This window comes from Streptomyces sp. NPDC017095 (assembly GCF_044332325.1).
Taxonomy (GTDB): Bacteria; Actinomycetota; Actinomycetes; order Streptomycetales; family Streptomycetaceae; genus Streptomyces.
Window position 1 is genome coordinate 301,683 of the sequence record NZ_JBIROU010000009.1, and the last position, 14,655, is coordinate 316,337.

At 74.4% G+C, this 14,655-nt stretch carries 9 protein-coding genes; 5 read left to right on the plus strand and 4 right to left on the minus strand.

Going from position 1 to position 14,655, the window contains the following annotated elements; all coding sequences use genetic code 11:
* The first annotated feature begins 80 nt into the window (after window positions 1-80).
* On the plus strand, window positions 81-2,570 hold the full coding sequence (gene pcrA / locus ACH4OA_RS20375; RefSeq protein ID WP_397970045.1) for a DNA helicase PcrA: 2,490 nt from the start codon (window positions 81-83) through the stop codon (window positions 2,568-2,570).
* A gap of 47 nt (window positions 2,571-2,617) precedes the next feature.
* On the opposite strand, the gene ACH4OA_RS20380 is transcribed toward pcrA, so the two are convergent.
* Both ACH4OA_RS20380 and ACH4OA_RS20385 read right to left on the minus strand, forming a co-directional pair.
* Window positions 2,618-4,162, minus strand: coding sequence for a peptidoglycan DD-metalloendopeptidase family protein (locus ACH4OA_RS20380; RefSeq protein WP_397970047.1), 1,545 nt, complete (start codon window positions 4,160-4,162; stop codon window positions 2,618-2,620).
* A gap of 253 nt (window positions 4,163-4,415) precedes the next feature.
* Window positions 4,416-5,264, minus strand: coding sequence for an esterase/lipase family protein (locus ACH4OA_RS20385; protein WP_397938194.1), 849 nt, complete (start codon window positions 5,262-5,264; stop codon window positions 4,416-4,418).
* A 219-nt stretch (window positions 5,265-5,483) separates the two neighbouring features.
* Here ACH4OA_RS20385 and ACH4OA_RS20390 point away from each other — a divergent pair, with 219 nt between their 5' ends.
* Window positions 5,484-5,906, plus strand: a complete 423-nt coding sequence (locus ACH4OA_RS20390; protein ID WP_365882343.1) for a cobalamin B12-binding domain-containing protein — start codon at window positions 5,484-5,486, stop codon at window positions 5,904-5,906.
* A 534-nt stretch (window positions 5,907-6,440) separates the two neighbouring features.
* Here the strand turns inward: ACH4OA_RS20390 and ACH4OA_RS20395 are convergent.
* Both ACH4OA_RS20395 and ACH4OA_RS20400 read right to left on the minus strand, forming a co-directional pair.
* The gene (locus ACH4OA_RS20395) at window positions 6,441-8,156 is read right to left on the minus strand and encodes a DUF5691 domain-containing protein (RefSeq protein WP_397970049.1); all 1,716 of its coding nucleotides are present in this window, start codon (window positions 8,154-8,156) and stop codon (window positions 6,441-6,443) included.
* 59 nt (window positions 8,157-8,215) lie between these two features.
* Window positions 8,216-9,571: an SWIM zinc finger family protein gene (locus ACH4OA_RS20400; protein WP_397970051.1), complete on the minus strand. Its 1,356-nt coding sequence runs from the start codon at window positions 9,569-9,571 to the stop codon at window positions 8,216-8,218.
* Window positions 9,572-9,703: 132 nt separating this feature from the next.
* Between ACH4OA_RS20400 and ACH4OA_RS20405 the strand changes: the two genes are divergently transcribed.
* The 3 genes from ACH4OA_RS20405 to ACH4OA_RS20415 are packed head-to-tail and all read left to right on the plus strand — an operon-like array spanning window position 9,704 to window position 14,573.
* Window positions 9,704-10,834 carry an AAA family ATPase gene (locus ACH4OA_RS20405; RefSeq protein ID WP_365883536.1) on the plus strand — a complete coding sequence of 377 codons (1,131 nt, stop codon included), beginning with the start codon at window positions 9,704-9,706 and terminating at the stop codon, window positions 10,832-10,834.
* Entirely contained in the window at window positions 10,831-13,371 is a 2,541-nt protein-coding gene (locus ACH4OA_RS20410) for a DUF5682 family protein (protein ID WP_397970052.1), read from the plus strand. Before ACH4OA_RS20405 ends, ACH4OA_RS20410 begins: the two co-directional genes overlap by 4 nt.
* Window positions 13,368-14,573, plus strand: a complete 1,206-nt coding sequence (locus ACH4OA_RS20415) for a VWA domain-containing protein (protein ID WP_397970054.1) — start codon at window positions 13,368-13,370, stop codon at window positions 14,571-14,573. Before ACH4OA_RS20410 ends, ACH4OA_RS20415 begins: the two co-directional genes overlap by 4 nt.
* Window positions 14,574-14,655 lie beyond the last annotated feature (82 nt).

Sequence of the window (14,655 nt, forward strand, 5' to 3'; positions counted from 1 at the left end):
AAGATCAACTGTCCGGGAAAGGGGCCATGTTCCGGGGACGGCGACCGGTTGTCGGTGGGGCGCCCTAGACTCGTAGGGCGATGAGCAGCCTCTTTGACGACAGCTTCCTGGCGGACCTCCAGCCCCCTCGCGGGCGCGAGGAGGAGCCCCCGCCGCCGCCCGAGGACGATCACCGTCCGGAACCGCTCCCGGACGATCTGTTCGGCGGGAAGTTCGACGTGCCGCCGGACCGGGACGCCCACTACCGCGACGGTGCCCCGCGGCCCGTGATCGACTCGGCGACGCTGCTGGCGGGGCTGAACGAGAACCAGCGCGCCGCGGTCGTGCACGCCGGCTCCCCGCTGCTCATCGTCGCCGGCGCCGGCTCCGGCAAGACCCGCGTGCTCACCCACCGCATCGCCCACCTGCTGGCCGAGCGGAACGTGCACCCGGGCCAGGTCCTCGCGATCACCTTCACCAACAAGGCCGCCGGCGAGATGAAGGAGCGCGTCGAGCAGCTCGTCGGCCCGCGCGCGAACGCGATGTGGGTGATGACCTTCCACAGCGCGTGCGTGCGCATCCTGCGCCGGGAGAGCAAGAAGCTGGGCTTCACCTCGTCGTTCTCGATCTACGACGCCGCCGACAGCAAGCGCCTGATGGCCCTGGTCTGCCGTGACCTGGACCTGGACCCCAAGCGCTTCCCGCCCAAGTCCTTCAGCGCCAAGATCAGCAACCTGAAGAACGAGCTGATCGACGAGGAGGACTTCGCCGCCCAGGCCGCCGACGGCTTCGAGAAGACCCTGGCCCAGGCGTACGCCCTGTACCAGTCGCGGCTGCGCGAGGCGAACGCGCTGGACTTCGACGACCTGATCATGACGACGGTCCATCTGCTGCGCGCCTTCCCGGACGTCGCCGAGCACTACCGCCGCCGCTTCCGGCACGTCCTGGTGGACGAGTACCAGGACACCAACCACGCCCAGTACGCCCTCGTCCGCGAGCTGGTCGGCACCGGGGAGCGGGCCGCCGCCGACGCCGGCGCACCGCACGGCGAGGACGACGTGCCGCCGGCCGAACTCTGCGTCGTGGGCGACGCGGACCAGTCGATCTACGCCTTCCGGGGCGCGACGATCCGCAACATCCTCCAGTTCGAGGAGGACTACCCGGACGCGACGACGATCCTGCTGGAGCAGAACTACCGCTCCACGCAGACCATCCTGTCCGCCGCCAACGCGGTCATCGAGCGCAACGAGTCCCGCCGCCCGAAGAACCTGTGGACCAACGCCGGCGAGGGCGCCCGCATCACCGGGTACGTCGCCGACACCGAGCACGACGAGGCCCAGTTCGTCGCCGACGAGATAGACCGCCTGGTCGACGCGGGCGACGCGCGGGCGGGAGACGTCGCCGTCTTCTACCGCACCAACGCCCAGTCGCGTGTCTTCGAAGAGGTCTTCATCCGCGTCGGCCTGCCCTACAAGGTCGTCGGCGGCGTCCGCTTCTACGAGCGCAAGGAAGTCCGGGACGTCCTCGCCTACCTGCGCGTCCTCGCCAACCCCGAGGACTCCGTGCCGCTGCGCCGCATCCTCAACGTGCCCAAGCGGGGCATCGGCGACCGCGCCGAGGCGATGGTCGACGCCCTCGCCCAGCGCGAGAAGATCAGCTTCCCGCAGGCCCTGAAGCGGGTGGACGAGGCGTACGGCATGGCCGCGCGCTCCACCAACGCGGTCAAGCGGTTCAACGCGCTGATGGAGGAGCTGCGCACGATCGTCGAGTCCGGTGCCGGACCGGCCACGGTCCTCGAAGCGGTCCTCGAACGCACCGGTTACCTGGCCGAGTTGCAGTCCTCCACCGACCCGCAGGACGAGACCCGCATCGAGAACCTCCAGGAACTCGCGGCCGTGGCCCTGGAGTTCGAGCAGGAACGCGGGGAGGACGAGCAGGGCACGCTGGCCGAGTTCCTGGAGCGGGTCGCGCTGGTCGCCGACTCCGACCAGATCCCCGACGAGGAGGGCGGCGACGGCGTCATCACGCTGATGACCCTGCACACCGCCAAGGGCCTGGAGTTCCCGGTGGTGTTCCTGACCGGCATGGAGGACGGCGTCTTCCCGCACATGCGCGCCCTCGGCCAGACCAAGGAGCTGGAGGAGGAGCGGCGCCTGGCGTACGTCGGCATCACGCGCGCGCGGGAGCGGCTGTACCTCACCCGGTCGGCGATGCGCAGCGCCTGGGGCCAGCCGTCGTACAACCCGCCCTCCCGTTTCCTGGAGGAGATCCCGGCCACCCATGTGGACTGGAAGCGGACGGGCGCCATGGCGCCGGTGTCCTCCGGTCCGGCGTCCGGGATCGCGGCCTCGCTCTCCTCGACCCGTTCGCGTTCCTCGGCGTCGGGCGCGTCCGGGTTCGCCACCCGGCGCACGGCGGAGAAGCCGGTGCCCGCGCTGGCCGTCGGGGACCGGGTCACCCACGACCAGTTCGGACTCGGCACGGTCGTCGGCGTGAAGGGCACGGGGGCGAACGCGGAGGCGACGATCGACTTCGGCGACACCAAGCCGAAGCGGCTGCTGCTGCGGTACGCGCCGGTGGAGAAGCTGTAGCGGACGTGCGACGGGCCCCGCCGACAGCGGGGCCCCGGCAGGACGGGCTACGTGGGGTCGAGCCCGTGGCTGCGCAGCCACGGCAGCGGGTCTATGGCGGACCCGCCCGCCGGCCGCACCTCGAAGTGCAGGTGGGGTCCGGTGGAGTTGCCGGAGTTGCCGGAGTAGGCGATGGGGTCGCCGGCCTTGACGGGCGTACCGGAGGCGACGCGGTAGCTGGAGAGATGGCAGTACCAGGTCTCCGTACCGTCCATCGCCGTCACGATCATCATGTTGCCGTAGGCACTGTTCCACTTGGTGGTGACGGTGCCGTCGGTCGCGGCCATCACCGGGGTGCCGTAGGAGACGGGGAAGTCGATGCCGGTGTGCACCGACATCCAGTTGATGCCCGCCTGCCCGAAGTAGGCGCTCAGCCCGTGCTGGCCGACCGGCAGGGCGAACTTGGGCCGCAGCCGCTCCTTGAGCGCGGCCTCCGCGGCGGCCTTCTTCTTCTCCAGCTCCTGCTGCGTCTTGAGGTCGATCCGCTCCTGCGTGCGGCTCGCCCGGTGGGCGAAGTCGGTGGCGCCGGCGGAAAGGGTCGTGAGCTGGCTGTCCAGCTTGCTGTTGGCGACGGACGGCTGGACGGGCTGGGCGTCCGCGGTCGTGGTCGAGGTGTCCTTGGAGTCGTCGGCGAGCGCCCCGACCGAGGCGGCGGCGATGCCGGCGACGCCCATCACGCAGGCCGAGGGCACGGCGACGGTCAGCAGCGCGGATCGCTTGGCGGGCGTACGGCGCCGGGAGCGCGCCGCGCCACGTGCGCCGGCGCGGGTCGTCGGCGCCGGGACGATCTCCTCCTGGCCGTCCAGCAGGCCGGTCACGGCGGGCAGTTCACCGGTGGCGTCCGGCTCGTCCGCATCGGAGGCGGAGGGCGGAGCGTCGAAGCCGGTGTCCTCGTACGGCACCTGCGCGAAGCCCGCGGTGTCCTCCGGGTCGCCGGTCCGCTCGTATGCGGCGTGCGGGTCGTGCGGGTCGCCGGTCGTCTCGAACGTCGCGGTGGCCTGCTGGTCGAACGGCTCGCCGTCCTGCCCGGGTTCCGTCCGCCCGGTCTGCCCGGCGGAGTTCCACTGCGTGGCGTCGTACGCGCCGGTGTCGAAGGTCTGGGTGCCCCACTCCCACTGCTGGGTGGGGCCGGTGGTGTCGGACCGGTCGGGCTGCTGCCAACTGCTCGTGTCCCACTGGCCGCTGGTGTGGTTTCCGGTGGCCTGAGCGGGTACTCCCCAGGTGGTGCTGTCGTAGACACCGGAGTCGTAGGCGGCGTGCTGGGCGGCGTACGGGTCGGGGGCCGGGAACTGGCCGGCGCCGGTCTGCCACTGGGTGGTGTCGTAGGCGCCGGTGGTGTGTTCGTCGCCCGGGAGGCCGCCGAAGAGCGGGTCGGCGTGGAAGGCCGTGGCACTTCCGGAACCGTCGCTGAAACCGGTGGCGTCGTAACCGCCGTACGTGGTGAGGTCGTCGTAGGAGGCTTCCTGTGCCTCGTACGGCGTGTAGTGCCCGGTGGAGGCGTCGGAAGCCGGGGCCGGGGTGGTCATGGTCCCCGACGGGTGACGGTCGTTCACCAACTTCTCTTTCGCCTCGACAACAGGGGCTGCCAGAGCAGTGCGGCGACTGTACCCGGCAGTACCTGGGCGCGACAATCTTCCGCCGGGTCCGCGTGGGCCGGAAACGGGCATTCGGCCGTGTTTCGGGGGGACCGGGACGGGACTTTGGCCTTGCGTTCGAAGGATGTTCGATGTCGAGTGGCGATGTGCCGGCTGTGTATGGCCCGTGCGAACCCCGGAACGACTCCCTCCGCTCGCGGTGCGGCCGGTGTCAGGCGACCGTCAGGCCCTCGGTGACCCGGTCTTCGGCATGCGGTGCGTCGAGGGCTTCGCGTATCCCGGCCGCTACGGCGGGATGCACGGGCAGGGCGAGGTGCCCGATGCCGGACATCCGGACGTTGTGCGCGTCGAGGTCGGGGTGCTCCAGGCAGGCCGTCTCCAGCGGGACCATCAGGGAGTCCAGGTCGCTCCAGAAGCTCACGAAGCGGGTCCGGCAGCCGGGCGCGGGCCGGGCCAGCTCCTCGATCACCGGCGAGCCCGGCCGCATCTGCCGCACGATCGGATGCGCGTCGGCCAGCGGCGCCACCCGGGTCCCGGAGTGCGGGGTACCGAGCGTGACCAGTGTGCGCACCCGCAGGTCACCGCCGAGGCACTGGACGTAATAACGCGCGATCAGGCCGCCGAGGCTGTGCCCCACGATGTCGACCCGGGGACTGCCGGTGCGCTCGCAGATCTCCTCGATGTGCCGGCCTAGCAGTTCGGCGGCGATGCGTATGTCGCAGGTGAGCGGAGAGTAGTTGAGCGACTCGACCCGCTGCCGGCCGTGCTGGGCGAGGGCGCGGCGCAGCAGGACGAACACCGAGCGGTTGTCGATGAAGCCGTGGAGCAGGACGACCGGCGGGCCGGAGCGGTCCGGCAGCCGGGCGGTGCCGTCACCGGCGGGCAGGTGCGCGGAGCGGTGCTCCTGGATCAGGCCGGTCGGATAGAGCAGCAGGTGGCCCGCCAGGATCGCGGCCTCCAGGGCGGTCGCCCGCAGCAGTGTCACGGACAGTCCGGCCAGTCTGCCCGGCCACAGGCGCCGGCAGAGCGGCAGGAGCGGCATCACCCCGGTGACCTTCATTGGCCGACCTCCTGTCGGCACACCGGGGAACGGCTCGAGCCCCGTGTGCCCTCATGTCCCACCATGTGATTTCCCCCTCGGTGGGCTCCGTAAAACTGCCCGGTGCGAGATGCTGGAGATAACGTTCGTTCACTTCGCGACGGTGGCGGAACGCGCCAAAAGTGCGGTACTTGTCGGTACGGAAGCGATCGCTTCCGTGGTCGCTTGATGGAGGCAGTGATGGGTGTGGCAGCCGGTCCGATCCGCGTGGTGGTCGCCAAGCCGGGGCTCGACGGCCACGATCGCGGGGCCAAGGTCATCGCGCGGGCCCTGCGCGACGCCGGTATGGAGGTCATCTACACCGGCCTCCACCAGACGCCGGAACAGATCGTCGACACCGCCGTCCAGGAGGACGCCGACGCGATCGGCCTGTCCATCCTCTCCGGGGCCCACAACACCCTGTTCGCCGCGGTCATCGACCTGCTCAAGGAGCGGGAGGCCGAGGACATCCTCGTCTTCGGCGGCGGCATCATCCCGGAGGAGGACATCGCGCCGCTGAAGGAGAAGGGTGTCGCCGGGATCTTCACCCCGGGCGCGACGACCACGGAGATCGTGGAGTGGGTCCGGGAGAACGTCCGTCAGCCGGCCGCGTCCGGCGGCTGAGGAGCGGTTCCCCGGGCTGGGCGCTCTTCGGACCGGCCACTGCATCTCCGTATCGGGTGGGTGAGCGCCCGGGTCCGGCGGGTGGGGTGCCCGTGTCCGGAAGGCCAGGCGCCCGTCTGCGGGCTGACCGGCCTCATTCCGGGTCGGGCCCCGCACCGTGCGGCTGGGCACCCGCACCGGCGGCTGGTCCTCCGTCCGCCGGGCTGCCCCGCTTGTGGTCGGGTTCCGGGCGTCCTCGCTCAGCGGCCGACCGCCCGTCTCCGGGAGGCCGGCGCGTGTCTGCGGCAGGCGACCGCCCATGACCGGAGGCCGGGCGCTCCTCTGCGGTAGCCCAGTGCCCGTGTCCGGGGGCCGACTGCCCGTGTCTGGGGCCGGGCGCTCGTCAGTAGTGGCTGGACTCCTTCCTGCCTCGCCTCAGGCTTCCGTCTGCGGCGGCTCACCGCGCCGGGCTCACCGCCCCGGGCTCACCGCGCCGGGCTCACCGCGCCGGGCTCACCGCGCCGGGCTCACCGCGCCGGGCTCACCGCCCCGGGCTCACCGCGCCGGAGAAGGCGACCCGGCGCTCCCCGCCACCGGCTCGTCGGCGGTAGGGGCGGGCGTCGTCGCGGATGACGCGACGGGAGGGGCGGGCGGTGTCAGTTCGCGTGCCATCGTCGCCCGCAGCCGCAGGGTGGTGACCAGCCGCTGGAACGCCTCCGCCCAGTACCCGCCGGCACCCGGCGCCGCGTCCTCCGGTTCGTCGGGTATCGCCAGCAGCGCCTCCAGTCGCACGGCCTCCGCCGGGTCCAGGCAGCGTTCGGCCAGTCCCATCACACCGCTGAAGCTCCACGGGTAACTTCCGGCGTCCCGGGCGATGTTGAGCGCGTCCACCACAGCGTGGCCCAGCGGCGCGGCCCAGGGCACCGCGCATCCCCCGAGGAGCTGGAACGCCTCCGACAGACCGTGCGTGGCGATGAACCCGGCCACCCACACGGCCCGTTCCTCCGGCTCCAGCGCGGCCAGCAGCTTCGCCCGCTCGGCCAAGGACACCGCGCCCGGGCCGCCGGCCTCCGGTGCCGACGGCGAGCCGAGCAGCGCCCGCGACCACGCGGCGTCCCGCTGCCGGACCGCCGCCCGGCACCAGGCCGCGTGCAGTTCGCCCTGCCAGCCGTCCGCCACCGGCAGCGCCACGATCTCCTCGGGCCCGCGCCCGCCGAGCCGCTCCGGCCAGGTGCCGAGTGGCGTCGCCTCCACCAACTGGCCCAGCCACCAGGACCGTTCGCCCCGGCCCGCCGGTGGTGTGGCCACCACGCCGTCCCGCTCCATGTCCGCGTCGCATTCGAGCGGTGGCTCCACCACGATCGCCGGTGCGTTCCCGGTACGGTCCAGGGCCACGCACGCCGTGGCCCGTACGGCCATCCGCGCGGCCAGCGCCGAGCCGGGCAGTGCCGACAGCAGCTCCGCCGCCGTCGCCCGGACATTGCGGCTGCGGTCACCCAGCGCCTGTTCGAGGAACGGCTCGTCCGCGGCCGACAGGCCCGTGCGCAGCGAGTCGAGGAACATCAGCCGGTCCTCCGCCCGCTCCGTCGCCCACGTCGACGCCAGCAGCTCGCGCCCCGGCGCGGGCGTCCGCGCCCGCAGCGCGCCGAGCAGCGCCGCCCGCTCGGCGAACAGCCCCTCCTGCCACAGCCGGTGCACCGCCTCGGCGTCCTCGGTGTCGGGCAGTGTCGCGCCGCCGCCGGGGGCCGCGCGCAGCGCGAACCGCCACTCCGGGTTCAGCCGGGCCAGCCACAGCGCGCGCGGGCCCGCGAACGCCAGCGCGGCCGGGCGCAGGTCGGTGCGGCCACGGGCCGCGTCCAGCAGCGCGGGCAGCGCTTGCGGAGGCGCCGCGTACCCGTGCGCGTTGGCCGCCGCGAGCCACTGCGGCAGCAACTCCATGAGGTCCGGTGAGCTGCCGCGCCGGCCGCCGCCCGCGCCGCCGGACCGGTCGGCCAGCAGGGTGGTGAGCCGGCGCGCCGCCGGTGCGGGCAGCGGCGGGCGGGGATCGGCGGGCGCGTGCGCGGGCCGGGCCGCCGCCGGCGCGGGCCGCAGCCCGGCCCGTCGTCGTACGGTCGCCACGGCCGCCGCGTCGAGCAGCGCGGCCGGGGCCGTGCGGCCCGGCGGGGTGTGCGCCGGGGCGCGCCGGTCGGTGCCCAGGAGCGCGGTGGTGACCAGCTCTTCCCAGGTGCTGTCCGGCAGCGCCGTGCCGCCGTCGGCCGGTGAACCGTTCATCGCGTTCCCTTCCCTTCCCTTCCCTTCACCTGCCCGCGCGTGTGCGGGGGCACGGCCGGTCAGCACAGCGGCACCGCCTCGCCGGTCTCGTCCGGCCAGGCCGTGAGCGGGGTGAAGCCGCGGTGGCCGCACTCCCCGAAGACGGTGACGGGGGCGCCGCCGGACAGCGCGACCAGCCGCCACAGGCCGGGCCGGGTGCGGGCGGCCCGGGTCAGCGGCAGGGCCGTGTCCGTGCCGGCGTCGGCCAGTTGCCACCGGTCGCCGTCCGGGACCGGTATCACCCGCTCCAAGGTCACCGGGACCGACTCCAACCATGGGTCGTCGCGCAGCGCCTCGCCGTACCGGGCCGCCGCCTCGGTGGTGGTCGTGCCCGGCGGGCGGAACGCGGCCGGGGCCGGCGGGGCGAACCGCTCGCCCAGGGCGGCCCGGGACTGCCCCGCGCCCGGATACCCGGACAGCTCCGCCTCCAGGGCCAGGCCGACCGGCAGCGACAGCTCCGGTGCGCGGCCCGCCGGGCCGTAGGACAGCAGCAGCCTGGTCGTGCCCGACCCGGCGCCGTGCAGCCATATCCGGCGCGTCGTCAGCTTCGGGTCCGTCACGTCGTACTGCGCGAGGACCAGCCAGTGGTCGCGCACCGGCGGGCCGTCCGGTGCGACGGGCAGGCCGAGCCGGTGGCGGACCGTGGCCGCCAGGGCGCCCGGGAGCCGGTCGCGGCGCAGCCAGCCCTGGTCGAGCAGGTGCAGCAGCGCGCACTCCTCCAGCAGCCGGGCCGGCCAGCCCGCGCCGGACGCCGGGATCGCGCCCAGCTCCCGGACGCGCGCGGCCAGCCCCGGCGCCTGGGCGTCGACCATGCGGGCCGCCGTCTCGTCCCACAGGCCGTACCCCGCCTGTTCGGCCGCGGCCAGGCCGCCGCGCAGCAGGTCCGCGAGGCGCTGCTCCAGCTCGGTCGCGCCCGCCGTGACCCGTTCGGCCCGGCGCTCGGCCCGCCGCCGGGCCGCCTCCGGATCGGCGGGGCCGGCCACCGAAGCCGCCTCGGCCTGCGTCTTCTTGGCCTCGGCCCGGCCGCGCCGGCCCGCGAGCCACTGCCCGGCCCAGTCCGGCGGGCGCGCGCCGGCCGGCACCGCGCCCTCGTCACCCGCCCACAGCAGCAGCAGTCCGAGCGCGTGCTTGCACGGGAACTTACGGCTGGGACAACTGCACTTGTACGCCGGCCCGGCCGCGTCGGCCAGGTCCACCACCGTCTGGTACGGCCTGCTGCCGCTGCCCTTGCACAGCCCCCACACCGTCCCCTCTCCGCTCCCGGTCCCGGACCACGGTCCGGCCGCGCCGAGTCTGCTCCCCGCCTTGCGTGACGCGGCGTCAGGCGCCAGCGCGAGCACCTGTTCCGCGGTCCACCGCACCCCCTGCTCAGTCATGTCACCGACGGTAGGTCCCGCCACTGACAATCGGTCCGGTGAGCGCGTTTGTGCAGGTCAGAGCGATTGTCAGTGGCGTGGTGCACGGTTGGTGGCAGATCCGAACCGGCCGAGCTGGAGGGGGCCTCAGCCATGACTGTGTCCGTGGAACCGACGACCGCCGAGACCGACCGCGGCGCGAGCGCGCAGGTGTTGCGTCCGCACGCCGAGCACGCCTTCGCGGCCGAACTCGCCGCGCTCGCCGCGCAGGACGACCGGCCGCGCCCGGCCCGCTGGAAGCTGTCGCCGTGGGCGGTGGCGACGTACCTGCTGGGCGGCACCCTGCCGGACGGCACGGTGATCACCCCCAAGTACGTGGGGCCGCGCCGGATCGTCGAGGTGGCCGTCACCACCCTCGCCACCGACCGTGCCCTGCTCCTGCTCGGCGTGCCCGGCACCGCCAAGACCTGGGTGTCGGAGCACCTGGCCGCCGCCGTCAGCGGAGACTCGACGCTGCTGGTGCAGGGCACGGCCGGCACCCCGGAGGAGGCGATCCGCTACGGCTGGAACTACGCGCGGCTCCTCGCCCACGGGCCGAGCCGCGACGCCCTCGTGCCCAGCCCCGTCATGCGGGCCATGGCCGAGGGCATGACGGCCCGCGTGGAGGAGCTGACCCGTATCCCTGCCGACGTGCAGGACACGCTGATCACGATCCTGTCCGAGAAGACGCTGCCCATCCCCGAGCTGGGCGAGGAGGTCCAGGCGGTCCGCGGCTTCAACCTCATCGCCACCGCCAACGACCGCGACCGCGGGGTCAACGACCTCTCCAGCGCGCTGCGCCGCCGCTTCAACACGGTGGTGCTGCCGCTGCCGGAGAGCGCCGACGCCGAGGTCTCCATCGTCACCCGCCGGGTGGAGCAGCTCGGCCGCTCCCTGGACCTGCCGGCCGCGCCCGACGGCATCGAGGAGATCCGCCGGGTCGTCACCGTCTTCCGCGAGCTGCGCGACGGCGTCACCACGGACGGGCGGACGAAGGTGAAGTCGCCCAGCGGCACCCTGTCCACGGCGGAGGCCATCTCCGTTGTCACCAACGGCCTGGCGCTCGCCGCCCACTTCGGCGACGGCGTGCTGCGGCCGGGCGATGTCGCCGCCGGCATCCTCGGGGCCGTCGTCCGCGACCCGGCGGCCGACCGGGTCGTCTGGCAGGAGTACCTGGAGACGGTCGTCCGCGAGCGCGCGGGCTGGACGGACTTCTACCGCGCCTGCCGGGAGGTCAGCGCATGACCGGCGCGCCCGGGAGCACGGCGTACGGCACCGGGCCGCTGCTGCTCGGCGTGCGGCACCACGGGCCCGGCTCCGCGCGGGCGGTGCGGGCCGCGCTGGACGCCGCCCGGCCCGCCGCCGTCCTCGTCGAGGGCCCGCCCGAGGCCGACGCGCTGATCCCGCTGGCCGCCGACCCGGATCTGCGGCCCCCGGTCGCCCTGCTCGCGCACGCCGTGGACGAGCCCGGCCGCTCGGCCTTCTGGCCGTTCGCCGGCTTCAGCCCGGAGTGGGTGGCCATCCGGTGGGCCCTGGAGCACGGCGTCCCGGCCCGCTTCATCGACCTGCCCGCCGCGCACACGCTTGCGTGGGAGGAGGCGGAACCGGACGGGTCCGGTTCCGGTGACGCGGAGGAGGTCCGGGTCGATCCCCTCGCGGTGCTCGCCCAGACGGCCGGATACGACGACCCCGAGCGCTGGTGGGAGGACGTCGTCGAACACCGGGGTCCGGGCGCGCGCGACCCCTTCGCGCCGTTCACCGCCGTGGCGGAGGCCATGGGCGCGCTGCGCGAACGGTACGGCGTCGGCGGCCGGACCAGGGACCTCGTCCGCGAGGCCCACATGCGGCTGCGGCTGCGGGACGCGCGCAAGGAGCACGGGGACGCCGTGGCCGTGGTGTGCGGGGCCTGGCATGTGCCGGCGCTGCGCGAGAAGACCACCGTCACCGCCGACCGGGCCCTGCTCAAGGGTCTGCCCAGAATCAAGACCGATCTGACCTGGGTGCCGTGGACGCACCGCAGACTGGCCCGGTCCGGCGGATACGGCGCGGGCATCGACGCGCCCGGCTGGTACGCGCATCTGTTCCACGCCCCCGACCGGCCCGTCGAGCGCTGGCTGACCAAGGTGGCCGGGCTGCTGCGCGAGGAGGACCGGATCGTCTCCTCCGCGCACGTCATCGAGGCCGTACGGCTCGCGGAGACGCTGGCGGCATTGCGCGGCCGCCCGCTGCCCGGCCTGGGCGAGACCACCGACGCGGTGCGCGCGGTGCTGTGCGAGGGCTCGGACGTGCCGCTGGCGCTGGTGCACGACCGGCTGGTCGTCGGGGACGTCCTGGGCGAGGTGCCGGAGTCGGCGCCCGCGGTGCCGTTGCAGCGCGACCTGGCCCGGCAGCAGCGCGCCCTGCGGCTCAAGCCCGAGGCCCTGGAGCGCGAGCTGGAGCTGGACCTGCGCGGCGGCACCGACGCCGGCCGCAGCAGGCTGCTGCACCGGCTGCGGCTGCTCGGCGTCGGCTGGGGCGAGCCCGCCCGGTCCCGGAGCGGCACGGGCACCTTCCGGGAGACCTGGCGGCTGCGCTGGGAGCCCGAGCTGTCGGTGCGGGTCGCCGAGGCGGGCGTGTGGGGGACGACCGTACAGGCGGCGGCGCAGGCCAAGGCCGAGGCCGACGCGACGGCCGCGCGCGCCCTGGCCGACGTCACCGCGCTCGCCGAGCGGTGCCTGCTGGCCGGCCTGCCGGACGCGCTGCCCGTGGTCATGCGGGTGCTCGCCGACCGCGCCGCCCTCGACACGGACGTCGGCCACCTCGCCCAGGCACTGCCCGCCCTGGTCCGCTCGCTGCGCTACGGCGATGTGCGCGGCACCGACACCGGCGCGCTGGCCGAGGTCGCCGCGGGCCTCGCCGAGCGGGTCTTCGTCGGCCTGCCCCCGGCCTGTGCCGCCCTCGACGCGGACGCGGCGGAGGAGATGCGCGGCCATGTGGACGCCGTGCACACGGCGGTCGGACTGCTGACGGAGAGCCTGACCGCGGCGGTCACGGACGACGCGGACGACCGAGATCCGGAAGGGGAGCGGGACGACCGCGCCCCAGCCGGGGAGCAGGACGGCGGCGGCTCAGGTGCGGGACGGGACGGTAGCCGGGACCACGGCGCAGGTGAGGCGCTCCGGGGTGCGGGACCGGACCGGGGCCGTGGTGGCGGGCTGCGGGAGCGCTGGCGGGGCGTGCTGCGGGTGTTGTCGCTGCGGGACACCGCGCCCGGTGTCATCCGGGGGCGGGCCGTGCGGCTGCTGCTGGACGACGGCGCGCTGCGGCCCGAGGAGGCGGCCCGGCTGATGGGGCTCGCGCTGTCGCCGGGCACGCCGCCCGCCGCTGCCGCCGCCTGGGTCGAGGGCTTCGCCGGCGGCGGGGGCGGACTGCTGCTGGTGCACGACGAGCGGCTGCTCGGCCTGCTGGACACCTGGCTGACCGGGGTGCCGGCGGACGCCTTCACGGACGTGCTGCCGCTGCTGCGGCGCACCTTCACGGCGTACGAGCCGGGCGTCCGCAGAACCCTCGGCGAACTGGTGCGGCGGGGACCGGGCGACCGTCCGGGCGCAGCCGCCGCCCGGACGGTGGCGGTCCCCGGCTTCGCCGCCGAACCGGACACCCGGCGCGCCGACGCCGTCCTGCCGGTGCTGCGCCTGCTGCTCGGCCTGGCGGAGGACGACGGCACGGCGTACGGCACGCCCCGGGACGGCACGGCTCAGGGCAGGACGGAACACGACAGCCTCGCGGGGGTGGGCACATGACGCACGGGACACACACGACACACACGACGGCCGAGCGGGCGGCGACGCCGGAGACCGACCCGGCGCGGGAGCGGCTGCGCCGGTGGCGGCTGGTGCTCGGCGGCGACCAGGCCGACGGCACCGGATACACACTGTCCGGCCGGGACGCGGCGATGGACGGCACCCTGGCCGCGCTCTACGGCCGCGGCGACGCGCCGCGGCAGGGCCGGGACCGGTCGGCGGGCCTCGGTGCCTCGGCGCCGTCCGTCGCCCGCTGGCTCGGCGACATCCGCCGGTACTTCCCGTCCTCCGTGGTCCAGGTCATGCAGCGCGACGCGATCGACCGGCTGGGCCTGGCCTCGCTGCTGCTGGAGCCCGAGATGCTGGAGGCGGTGGAGGCCGACGTGCACCTGGTCGGCACGCTGCTGTCGCTGCACAAGGCGATGCCGGAGACGACCCGGGAGACGGCCCGCGCGGTCGTGCGCAAGGTGGTCGAGGACCTGGAGAAACGGGTGGCCACCCGCACCCGCGCCACCCTCACCGGCGCCCTGGACCGCAGCGCGCGCGTCCAGCGCCCGCGCCACCACGACATCGACTGGAACCGCACCATCGCGGCCAACCTCAAGCACTACCTCCCCGAGTACCGCACGGTCGTACCGGAGCGGCTCGTCGGCTACGGCCGGGCCGCGCGGTCGGTGAAGAAGGAGGTCGTGCTCTGCATCGACCAGTCCGGTTCGATGGCGGCGTCCGTGGTGTACGCGTCGGTGTTCGGGGCGGTCCTGGCCTCCATGCGGTCGATCAGCACCCGGCTGGTCGTCTTCGACACGGCGGTCGTCGACCTCACCGACCAGCTCGACGACCCCGTCGACGTGCTCTTCGGCACCCAGCTCGGCGGCGGCACGGACATCAACCGGGCGCTCGCCTACTGCCAGGCGCAGATCACCCGGCCCGCCGAGACCGTCGTCGTGCTGATCAGCGACCTGTACGAGGGCGGCATCCGCGACGAGATGCTCAAGCGGGTCGCGGCGATGAAGGCGTCCGGGGTGCAGTTCGTGGCGCTGCTCGCGCTGTCGGACGAGGGCGCGCCCGCGTACGACCGCGAGCACGCGGCGGCGCTCGCCGCGCTCGGCGCGCCGGCCTTCGCCTGCACCCCCGACCTGTTCCCCGAGGTGATGGCGGCGGCGCTGGAGAAACGGCCGCTGCCGCTTCCGGAGCGGACGTGACGCGCGGGCGCGTCACCCGCCGGACGGCACAGGGGCGGCACTGCGTGCCAGGGAAACCGGCATCATGTGACAGGTATCACCG

What these genes read in the sequence shown, in the direction of transcription:
- pcrA (WP_397970045.1), top strand. Translation starts at nt 81, where the DNA reads ATGAGCAGCCTCTTTGACGACAGCTTCCTGGCGGACCTCCAGCCCCCT.
- ACH4OA_RS20395 (WP_397970049.1), bottom strand. Translation starts at nt 8,156, where the DNA reads ATGAACGGTTCACCGGCCGACGGCGGCACGGCGCTGCCGGACAGCACC.
- ACH4OA_RS20385 (WP_397938194.1), bottom strand. Translation starts at nt 5,264, where the DNA reads ATGAAGGTCACCGGGGTGATGCCGCTCCTGCCGCTCTGCCGGCGCCTG.
- ACH4OA_RS20405 (WP_365883536.1), top strand. Translation starts at nt 9,704, where the DNA reads ATGACTGTGTCCGTGGAACCGACGACCGCCGAGACCGACCGCGGCGCG.
- ACH4OA_RS20410 (WP_397970052.1), top strand. Translation starts at nt 10,831, where the DNA reads ATGACCGGCGCGCCCGGGAGCACGGCGTACGGCACCGGGCCGCTGCTG.
- ACH4OA_RS20390 (WP_365882343.1), top strand. Translation starts at nt 5,484, where the DNA reads ATGGGTGTGGCAGCCGGTCCGATCCGCGTGGTGGTCGCCAAGCCGGGG.
- ACH4OA_RS20400 (WP_397970051.1), bottom strand. Translation starts at nt 9,571, where the DNA reads ATGACTGAGCAGGGGGTGCGGTGGACCGCGGAACAGGTGCTCGCGCTG.
- ACH4OA_RS20415 (WP_397970054.1), top strand. Translation starts at nt 13,368, where the DNA reads ATGACGCACGGGACACACACGACACACACGACGGCCGAGCGGGCGGCG.